At 40.7% G+C, this 12,094-nt stretch carries 4 protein-coding genes; all 4 read left to right on the plus strand.

Annotation, left to right across the window (positions count from 1 at the left end; genetic code table 11):
- Window position 1 precedes the first annotated feature (1 nt).
- Complete coding sequence (locus tag MSBRW_RS10325; RefSeq protein ID WP_230669678.1) at window positions 2-940, plus strand: DUF3344 domain-containing protein; 939 nt, start codon at window positions 2-4, stop codon at window positions 938-940.
- Window positions 941-1,115: 175 nt separating this feature from the next.
- Entirely contained in the window at window positions 1,116-2,207 is a 1,092-nt protein-coding gene (locus MSBRW_RS10330) for a hypothetical protein (RefSeq protein ID WP_011307727.1), read from the plus strand.
- Between the two features lie 1,946 nt (window positions 2,208-4,153).
- A complete protein-coding gene (locus MSBRW_RS10335; RefSeq protein WP_011307726.1) occupies window positions 4,154-5,233 on the plus strand; it encodes a DUF3344 domain-containing protein in 1,080 nt (359 codons plus the stop codon).
- Between the two features lie 825 nt (window positions 5,234-6,058).
- Window positions 6,059-12,061 carry a PKD domain-containing protein gene (locus tag MSBRW_RS23455; protein ID WP_011307725.1) on the plus strand — a complete coding sequence of 2,001 codons (6,003 nt, stop codon included), beginning with the start codon at window positions 6,059-6,061 and terminating at the stop codon, window positions 12,059-12,061.
- The last annotated feature ends 33 nt before the right edge of the window (window positions 12,062-12,094 follow it).

Genomic DNA, 12,094 nt, shown 5'->3' on the forward strand with positions numbered 1-12,094 from the left:
GATGATTTATTTGGATACTGGAAAGAAAATCTTGATAATAGGGCTGCTTGGAATCGGACTTTTGCTTCTATTTTTCCTCTCTGGAAACGGAGGCTGGCAGGGAGACGGTATTCCTCCGTATACGATTGCAGAAGGAGTTGTCAGAGGAGAAGTCTATGTTGACGGGGGGCACGGCTATACTGGGGAAAACCCTTACATCCAGTATTTCAAACTGCCTTCTGGGGACGTCAAATTTTCCAGACTTTACGTACCAGTCTGGAACTATAAAAGCGGGAATAGTATCCTTGTAACTGTCAATGGCAATAACCTTACATTAAGGCAGGAGCCTGATTATACTTCGGCCTGGGGAGTCGGCCTCTATTGTTTACAAATCAATAATTCTCTCCATGAAGGAATAAACAAGGTTTCGATCTCTCCTGAAATTCCAGGAGGTGGACCTTACGGAACTACACTTGTAGCTGTTTGTGAGAACAGGTCCCTGCCTCCGGTCAAGTTCTGGATCAACGAGGGCAATTATGCTCTTGCATATACAAATAATAAGGATGATGTAACGAGCACTTTTGAAGGCACATCTCCTGGAAAAAATGCAAGCTTATATACAATGATTGTGGCAGGTACTGAAGGGGAAAGAGATGAACTGTACTTTGATTCGACGAATGTTGGAAGCGATGTTGGCAGGTCTGCCCAGGGAAAGTACTTTGACCTATTTTCAACTTCAGTTTCTCTGAAGAGTACGGAAAGCTCCCTTCGCTTTGAACGGGGAGATGAAGGCTACTTACATCCCTGTGTTGCAGTCCTCGTTTCTGAATCGGAATCAAATGATGAGTATTTTAAAATACATGAACAAAAAAGCACAGAAAATCAACAGGTTCCTCTTCCAGTAATAATTGTCTGCCTTCTAGCTTGCCTTGCTATTGCTGTCAGGTTTCGGAAGAGATAGGTTAGGGAAAGATAAGTTCAGGAAGAATAGGTTCAGGAAGAGATAGGTGTGTACGTAAAAGGCCTTCTAACACTAATTCAAAAAAAGAAAACCTTCTTTGGCTAAAAAGTATGCAATTCCTCTCCCACGTAAAATAGATACCTGAAAATTAATCCTGATAAAAATGAGGTAAAACATGAAATACAGACTGATTCTCGCGGCAGTGCTTGCACTGATTCTGGCTGTTTATTTTGTTCCTGGAGTTATTATATCAGGAGCAGTTTCCAGCTCATCGCCTCCCCCTTTTGCGTGTAGTCTGGAGATTCCCCTGGACAAGAGTCAAACTTCAAATGTCCTTGTAGCGGGACAAACCTGGGAGAGGGCTAGAGTAAACATCCAGAATATTGGAAGTGAACCCTTACACAATATAACCGTATTAATTGAAATTCCACAAGATCTGGAAATCGACATACCTTCTCAACCATATCATATAACAAAGGAAGAACAGAACCTCGAGGCTGAAATAGGGGATCTGTCTCCCGGACAAAGTATAGATCTCTTTCTTGATGCAAAACCACCTGCCTCTATTGAGTTTAAAAAAGAGGTCCCTTTTAAAATTCATGTGGTCTATCCTGGGGGTGAGCAGCAAAGTGAACAATTTATAAATATTGTACCACCACCTTCCTGGCTGACTTATTTTACGATCCTGGCAAGCCTCCTGCTCTTTGCTGGCATTCTGGTTGCTGTCAAACATTTTGGAGTTCTTGAGCTCTTTTCAACCGTTGACCTGATAACAATAGCACTTCTTGCCGCCATTATTGCCGTAGTGTTCCGGTATATAAGCAAACTCATTAATCTGGGTTGGTTTGACGGTCTGATTATTGCAATTCCAACAGTTATCCTGATGATAGTAGCCCTACAGCTGGTCCGAAAGCCCGGAACTGCGACTTTGCTTTTTGCCTGCGTCCTGCTAATCAGTATTGTTGTCTGGGGTTCTCAGATTATGTGGCTGGGCTTCTATCTGGCTGAAGGTGTTATAGTTGACCTTCTGGTCTTCTTATTTGGGATGGATTATGCAGATAGGCGCTTGACAGCTGCGGTCTACGGCATATCAAGAGGTATGGTTTCAACCCTTGTGTTCTACATGCTCTATGCCCCAGTTGAGTGGAAGATCTCATATGCGCCCTGGTACGTCGGGGTTCAACTTGCACTTGCATGTGCAGGAGGGTTAATAGGAGGGCTGCTTGGTTACGACACAGCTGTAAAAATGAGTGGTGCAAGGCTTTAAAATACTAATAAACTTTGTTGTTTTCCAAAGACCTGTAAAAAAGATTTAACTGGGCAGAGGATCAGATTTTTTCTGGTCCAATCCCTGCCCTAATATTCCGCAATAACATGTAGAGTATTAAGCTTATTTTTACTACTTTTGCTGTTGTTTTAAAGAGATGAGTTTTTTCAAACCGCTACAATATCTGGAAATGATTTCATTTTGTGGACTTTTGCGGAATACAAGCTGCACCTAAAACTCTTCACCTGCCCATACTCACAGGCGAAGAATTTACAGGAGTTGTATGTTCAAGTTACGAATCTAGGAGGCGTTTCTTTTTGTGTCCTTGTAGACATATATATGTATGATAAACTTATATTTAACATTTTCTGTAAGTTTCATAACATTAGATGTTATTATAATAAAAGGTTATGTTATTTATAAAGAGAATAAATACTCAGAGAGAATACTCATAAAGTATACTCAAAAAGAATAAACAGAAGGAATAAACAGAAGGAATAAACAGAAGGAATTTTGTTTTATAGTCTGGACAAGTCCATCCTCTATCCTTCAAGGTTGGGTTAGAATTATGATAACCACAAACTTTAGAGGAAAGCTCAAACTGCCATATCTCTAATATGATTTTTCCTATCCATTGTCTTATCCTAATAGTAGATTAAGTTTAATTTTAAGACACCAAAACTGATCAAGGAATTGAGAGTCGGATTAAACTTACTGAAACGAGGAGATTAAATTTACTCAAGATGGAAAATGACATGTAGAACTCAAGTTTATGAGATCTAAAATATCAACTTATTATTGATGAACGACCTAAGTATTTGCACTTACTTTATAATCACGACAGAAACAAAACTCGCGGAAGAAATATGTTCCTATTTTTTATACCGTGTCTTTCGTGGTTAACCTTTCACTTCATCTTGGTGAAGAAATTTTAGTTCTTGACTATCGTTCGGAAACCCGGAATATAAAGTTTAATCACTTTTCATTGTTTTTCAGATAGATTACTGGGATCCGGAAGTTATCTAGATCATTTTTGCCTTACAAATGATTAAAAGATTATACTATTATAAGAATTCATATTACGATATAGGATATACTTTCATTATATTTAATACTATTTAGTATTTTTATATAATTTAGTATTATTCATAATAACTTTTTAATCTATTATTTTTTTAATTCAAGATAATAAGAAAGTAAACAATTACATGAATCTCAGAAAAGAAAACGGTATGCGTTATTATAAGCACAAATTTTTATGTTCAGGAAATATTTGTCATTTAATTATGAGTTTTATAACAAAAAATAGATTATATATATGATTTTGTGTGAAAATAATATATAATATCAATATATAGTAAAATAAAATTAAAAAAAAATAACACAAATATAGGAAAAATTTAAATAGACATCATATCTATAATACACTGCCGGAAAAAAGTAGATAGGCAAGAAAAAGTAGACAGTCCAGGGAAGTGGAACGTATTGACTTGTTGACTTGTCTTAAGACCCCTCATATAACCTTTAAAAATATGCCAATCCACATTCGCGAAACAGAGAAAGTGGAGATATATTCCGGCTATCAATCATCTGGATAAGGTGATTGGATCATACGAACACGAAGAATCTGAACAGAAGATGAAAGAGTCTACGTTCAGATTTTTCATTGTCCATTTTGAATGCTCTGTGCATGCTTACTGCACAGTATCGCTCGACGGATTTCCCAAAAAGCGTCGAGGATGACTGGAGAAGGATAGAAAAGAATCCATTCTCGGATTTCAAAGCATATTATCCAGATTATATATAAACTTACTGGATAGTGTCGCTCGGCGGACCCCCAATGAGCTGTCTGAGGATGGAATAGTACAATGAGTTTTCAACTAAGATGCGGGGACAATCCGCGATTAAAATCAGTACTTGAGTAGATTTAAAGGAGAAATTCATAGATGATAAGAAAATCTGATTTAAGTTTGCGCATAGGGATGACTATGCTGGTCCTGTGTGCAGCACTGATTCTGACAGCGTTACCGGCGGCTGCTAATTATACGGGAGACCATAATTTGACCGAAAAAGATAGTGGAACGGTCACGGGAGGCATGGACTACACGATAGGAAACAGCACCTACAGCTCGAAGATATGGAACAACAATTCTAATACAGGTGCTATTGATCATTATAACGTTGAGCTCACTCCAGACTTACCAGAGGGAGCAACAAATGTCAGTGCAAGGCTGTATGTTTACTGGACATGGAGTTATATTAACGACTTAAACACCATGTATAATGAAGGTACTGAAGCCGAGATGGACGTAAATTTCGATGATCAGTATACATATGAATTCGATAATCCAGCTGATTATGATTCTTACGTAGACTGGAAAGACCAAAGTCAACAACACACGCATAACGTATATTATAATTATCCGAGCGGAACGTATGCTTATAATGTCACTGACTATGTTGATGCAACTGACGCAGATCGGACGTACTATGTGAATATTTCAAACAGCCGTGCGTATGTATATAACCCATTAACTGCCGGTAATGACAGTCACTCGTTCTGTATTCAGGCAGTAGGACTTCTTGTACTCTACAATCTTGAAGGTTCTACTGCGACAAAATATTACTGGATTGACGAAGGATGTGACGTGACGTATCTTAAGGCTCTTAATTTTACAGCACCTATTAACTGGCGAAATAACATATCCCCAAGTGTTGCTAAAACTTGGGCACCCTTCACAAATGTTCCGACTGGTATCTCTTCTGCAACTCTGATCACGGCTGCGCCGTCTGCAGGTACACCATATAACACACTCTTCGTAAATAATCAGGAATTTGACACTGGAGTATGGGATGGAAGTCCACGAGATAAAGATTTCTCATATAATACTACAAACATACTTGCGAATCTTACTTCAGGTAATAATTCGATTACATTTATGAATGGACTGGATGATAACGACTATCGCAATGATACTCAAATGGGAGCAGCAAACGCATTCCTACTTGTTAATAAGACAACATAATCGGATTTTTCTTCTTAAAGAAGCGGAGCTTCACCATAGAAGTGACAGCTGAAGCGATCAACTTCTTAGAAGGAAACAGATTTTGGTAGTGGGGTCTTTGTGGACTTCAACCAGGAGGGTTACCAAAGGTGATCGGAAATAGCTAGGCGAACACGACAGCGACTCTCAAGGTGCTTCACGAATAGACTTTGGAACTCGAAAGCAATTAAATGCTGGGTGGGGGCAGCCTGAATAAGGTTGCTTACCTTCCCATTTATTTTTGGAAAAATTGTAAAAATCTGGACTCTGAGGATTGAACTTTTTTGGGTATTTTCTTCAAATTTAATGGTAAATTTCACAATATGAAATATGTTCTGGAATTTATTGACACAGTATCAAAGTTGGGCATATCACTTGAGTACATTTTTTAAGTTTAGTTAAATTCTTCAATTGTCATCATGAATTAGAAATTTACTTTTTATCATTGAACTTGAAGAAGATATACTTTTTGTGATTATTTTATCCACTAGGATGAATTATTTCATAAAAATCACAGAATTTAAAAAAGATATTTACAAATAATATATCACTATTTTTTATATTAGTAATACTTATTACATATATAAATTAATAAGAATCTTATTTTTTCAAATCATTTAAATACTTGTTATTTATAATTGGCTTGACTAAGTATACAGTAGATTCCAGAAAACGACGGTACAAGCACATAGAAAACTCTGAGAGTTCCTTAAGAGACTATGCAAACTTTGAAAGTGAAAAAATCAATTTTCAGGCAGAGGCGACCTTATAAGGTCGTCCTTATTTTTTAATTGATCAAACCAAAAGGTGATAAATATAACCCCCAAATACGCAAAATATATACTTCCAATACTATTAATACTGCTTTTTGCCGGTACTGCTTCGGCTTTAAACACAACAGCACACGACACGGTTCGAGGTGAGATGTATGTCTCATCTATAGCAAACTGGGATTCTAAACTCTCTACAAACAATTTTAACGTACCAAACGGTACCGTTGCTTTTGCACGATACTATGTAGGGATCTGGGGTTCCTCTTATCTCGAAGATGCAACAATATCCACCACATTCAACGGTCATGAATTCGAGACTAACCCGTCTTGTTATATCTCCGGTATGGGTGTAACATGGATACCCTACAATGTCACAGACTATGTGCAGCCAGGAGAAAAAAATACCGCAACTATCAACTCTAAATCATGGGGAGACGGCAGACAGTATGGCACTACTCTTGTAGTCGTGCTGAAAAAAGAAAGTAAGCCGCAGATGGAATACTGGATTGCAGATGGTCTTGACTGGCTTCATTATGGCGAGTACTTAGGATATTCAGTGGACAATTCTTTCACATATTTCAACGGGACCGTGGACCTTGCTAATGTGCAGAGTGCAAGTCTCTATTCAACCCACCTAACTGGGTATAATTATGAGGATTTCAATGGAAAATCCCTTTCAAATCCTGCCGATTCAACAAGTGGTGGCTATTTTGACTACATAAGATGGGACAATGTAAAGGACTCCCTTGTTGCCGAGAACCAGACTGTAAACGTGGGACGAGGAAGCGATACCTATTGTTCTCCAGTGTTCCACGCTCTTTCAATAGAATATAAAGCTTCTGATCTCATACCAGTGAACCTCACACCTTCTGTTGTAATTGCTAACACTAGCAACACCATGACTGCCACCATTGAAAACCAGGGAGACAAAGATTCTCAGCCCTTTAATGTATCGCTCATGGTAAAAGGTAAGGTTGTTGATACGCAGTCTGTTTCCGGATTGACCGCTGGAGGTAACACAACGGTTGACCTGCACTGGACACCTGATGGCAGCGCAGATACTTACTCACTCAGCGTGGTTGCAGATCCTGAAAATACAGTAGTTGAGTCAAATGAGAATAACAACATTCTAACCTCATTGATAGGCGCTAATTCAGCAACTGCACCCGTAGCTGAATTCAGTGCAGACAAGACTTCTGGCGATGCTCCACTCACAGTGACCTTCACAGATCAGTCGACTAAATCACCAATATCGTGGTCTTGGGACTTCGACAATGACGGAACTATTGACAGCACAGAGCAGAATCCTACCTACATTTACTCAACTCCCGGTAACTACACGGTTAATCTCACGGTTTCAAACGCAGGCGGAACGAATTCAAGCCTGAAAATGAATTATATCACAGTTTCGGCAATCACGCCAGTAGCTAATTTTACTGCAAGTCCGCTCACCGGTGGTACTCCTCTCACAGTAAATTTCTCTGATCAGTCAACTAATACACCAACTTCGTGGTTCTGGGACTTCGGTGATGGCACAAATGCAACCAATCAAAACCCCTCGCACACTTATGCTGCCGCAGGAAAATACACTATCAATCTCACGGTTAGCAATGTAGCTGGGAGCGATTCCGAAATTAAAACGGATTACATTAGCGCTTTCATACCACCTGTAGCCAACTTCACAGCAACGCCAACTACTGGAAGTGCACCTCTATTAGTTACCTTTACTGACCAGTCAACTAATACACCAACATCGTGGCTCTGGGACTTTGGTGATGGCAGCAATTCAACCAGTCAAAACCCCACACATCTATACACCGCTATTGGTACTTATACTGTTAAACTTACGGCTACAAATGTTGCCGGAAACAATACCACCTCAAAAACAGGATATATTACAACTTCAACAACTTCCGGTCCGGTGTGGGCCTCCAAATCAGAATGGAATGCACCTGATATAAATACTTATGCAGCTCCATGTTTAGCTGATCTTGATGACGACGGAGACTATGACCTACTGGATGGTGTATATAGCGGTTATGCATATGGCTATGAGAATACGGGGACTAAGAATAGCCCTGTATGGACATCGAAATCTGCATGGAATACACCTGACATAGGATCTTCTGCAGCTCTATGTTTAGCCGATCTTGATAACGATGGAGACTACGACCTGCTGATAGGTGATAAAATCGGTAAGGTACATGGCTACGAGAACACGGGGACTAAAAACAGCCCGGTGTGGACGACGAACTCTGCATGGGATGTACCTGACATAGGATCTTCTGCAGTTCCATGTTTAGTAGACCTTGATAACGATGGAGACTACGACCTGCTGATAGGTGAGAAATCCGGTAAAGTATATGGCTACGAGAACACGGGGACTAAAAACAGCCCGGTGTGGACGGCGAACTCTGCATGGGATGTACCTGACATAGGATCTTATGCAGCTCCATGTTCCTCTGATCTTGACGAAGACGGAGACTACGACCTACTTATAGGCAATACAGATGGTACCTCATATGCTTATGAGAACACAGGGACTAAAAATAGCCCTGTATGGACGCAGAAATCTGCATGGAATGCACCTAATATCATAGAACCAATAGCTCATCCATACTTAGCCGATCTTGACGGTGACGGGGACTATGACTTACTCGTAGGGGCGTATGGTGGTAGCATCTATGGCTACGAAAACACCGCTGTTTCAGCCGTAGCAAAACCAGATATAATTCCTACTGAAATTATCCCATCATCAAGTATTACCGCGAACACTCTCTGCATCATTAGCTCTACCATTAATAACACCGGTACAGAGAATGTAGATACCTTTAACGCGACTCTTTCCGTAAACGACACGGTGGTAGATACGCAGTCTGTTTCAGGCATTGCATCAGGCAGCAGCTCTACAGTGAACTTCTCGTGGACACCGAAATCAGCGGATGACTATAACCTCACTGTAACTGCAGATCCAGAAAATGAGATAGATGAATCGGACGAGACGAACAATGCGCTTAAAGTACTTGTCACAGCTTCTTCGGCATCGGCAACCCTGGTTGCGAACTTCTCTGCTGACGTAACGAAAGGTACGGTTCCTCTCAGTGTGAATTTCACTGACCAGTCAACAGGTTCCCCAACATCCTGGTTCTGGGACTTCGGAGACGGTACTAATGCTACCGAGCAGAACCCCGTGCATATCTACAGTAAAGTCGGAAACTATACAGTCAACCTTACGGTTGAAAATGCAGACGGAAGTAATTCTGAAGTAAAGACTGAATACATTGTGGTAAGTGAACCACTGCCTGGAGCACCGGTTGCAAACTTCACAGCCAATCGGACCAGTGGAAAGGCTCCGCTTGACGTTCAGTTCACCGATGTATCAACTGGAAATATCTCATCCTATGCATGGGACTTTGATAACGATGGCAACGTAGACAGTACTGAGCAGAACCCTATTCACACTTACACCGCAGCTTGGAACTATACCGTCAACCTTACGGTCACAAATGAAGCCGGAAGCAACAGCACAGTAAAGACGGATTATATCACTGTAAGTTCAGCGAAAACTAACGATCTCACTATCTCCGGAATCATAAACACTGTACCAGGCTCTGCAGTCTTTGCCAAGGAGGCAAACACTGTAAAGATAACCGATGTCAAGAACACCGGAACTGACACCCTTACTAACATTTCGCTGTCTCTATATGCAAGCGACGTGTCCGATGGAACAGTTCCGGTAAACACAACAACAATTGTTTCCCTTGCAAGTGGAGAGACAGTAACCGTATCCTTAATTGACCCCACAATCCGCAGCCTGGAAGGCGGCACCGTAACCTACACTGCAGTTGTCGACCCTGACAACCTTATTCCTGAAAATAACGAGGCAAACAACAATGCCAGTGTGGATAAGTCTGTCAAATACAATGGGTATAAAGGCAAACGCTACTGGGAAGGTGGAAGTGATATCACAACGAAAGAGACCTATGATCTCCAGGGTAACCTTCTGTACTCCACCCAATCTTCTTCTGCTTATAAGGGTGTAAAATGGGCTAACAGGACAGAAACCTGGACAGCAAGCGACCTTTTGATTCCGAGCGGTTCTACTGTGGAAAAAGCCGTGCTCTATATGTCCTATAACTGGGATACAACTTCTGGAGGAGTGCCAAAATGGACTGCAACCTTCAACGGAAACACGCTTGCAAACGGTACCCTCTACACTGACAAGAGTAATTTCGGTAGTTATGCGAATTATACATACGGTCTCTATGTCTTCGATGTAACAGATCAGTTCAATACTGCTGGAAACAACCTTACCATGACACCTGACTCTGAAAACAGCAATGCTCTGTACCCCAGCACTCTGGTAGTGGTCTACCGCGATTCTAACGAAACCAGGAAACAAATCTTCATCAATGAAGAATGCGACGAACTAGCTTATTCTCCTACTAGTTACGGAACTACGCTTGAAGAAGCCACTGCCTATGCTCCTTTCACAGGCATGTCTGTTGACGTGAGTAAGGTAAGGAACGCTACGCTGTACAGTTTCGCAGGAAGTGCCGGTCCAGATGAAGGGAATCTGCTCTTCAATGGCAATACCGTTGCAAGCAATGCATGGCAGGGAAATGCAAGCTCCAGCAATGCACAGGTTTTTGACGTGAAAAATTACATTAACAAAACCGGTAACGAGGCAGGTATCCAGGAAACAATACGCGGAGGTATGAATGTGCTCCAGCAGATCCTTGTTGTTGAATATCAGGAAGAACAAGAATCTGCACCAGTAGCTAACTTTACTGCAAATGTAACAACCGGTACAGCACCAATGACCGTAGAATTCACAGATATCTCGACTGGCTCGCCGACGGGCTGGCAGTGGGATTTCAACGATGATGGGATAATTGACAGTACTGAGCAGAACCCTATCTACACATATTCAACAGTAGGTAACTATACCGTCAACCTTACTGTTGTCAATGCTGACGGTAACGATTCTGAAGTAAAGACTGAATACATTGTGGTAAGTGAACCATTGCCTGGAGCTCCGGTTGCAAACTTTACTGCAACTCCGACGTCTGGTAATGCTCCTCTCACTGTCAACTTTACGGATCAGTCAAATGGCAATATCTCATCCTATGCATGGGACTTTGATAACGATGGAACAGTTGACAGCACTGAGCAGAACCCTATCTACACTTATGCTGCAGCCGGTACCTACACTGTCAACCTTACGGTTGCAAATGCTAACGGTAACGATTCTGAGGTAAAAACTGAGTATATTAAGGTCTCCAGTCAATCTTCAGCAAAGCCAGTAGCTGAATTTTCTGCGAATCCAACATCAGGAAAAACACCATTAAAGGTTAAATTTACTGACACAAGCACTGGTTCTCCAACTTTCTGGTTCTGGAAATTTGGGGACGGGTCAAAGTCATTCCACCAGAACCCTGTTCACAAGTATTCAAAGGCAGGAACATATACTGTTAACTTGACTGTAAAGAATGCTAAAGGCAAGAACACGGTAACAAAAACAGAATACATAAAAGTGATAACAAAACCTGCTGCAAACTTCAACAGCAGTGTTACATTAGGAAAAACACCATTAAAGGTTAAATTTACTGACACAAGTACAGGAATACCTGCTAAATGGAGATGGGACTTTGGAGATGGAGCAAAGTCATTCCTCAAGAATCCGGTTCACAAGTATTCTAAGGCAGGAACATATACTGTTAACTTGACAGTAAAGAATGCTAAAGGCAAGAACACGGTAACAAAAACAGAATATATAAAAGTGATTACAAAACCAGCTGCAAACTTTTCTGCAACTCCAACCTCAGGAAAAACGCCATTAAAGGTTAAATTTACTGACACAAGTACAGGAATACCTGCTAAATGGAGGTGGGACTTTGGAGACGGAGCAAAGTCATTCCATCAGAATCCTGTTCACAAGTATTCAAAGGCAGGAACATATACTGTTAACTTGACAGTAAAGAATGCTAAAGGCAAGAACACGGTAACAAAAACACAATATATAAAAGTTGTATAAAAGGACAACAAATACAAGACCTAAAATATATTC

Source organism: Methanosarcina barkeri str. Wiesmoor (assembly GCF_000969985.1).
Taxonomy (GTDB): domain Archaea; phylum Halobacteriota; class Methanosarcinia; order Methanosarcinales; family Methanosarcinaceae; genus Methanosarcina; species Methanosarcina barkeri_B.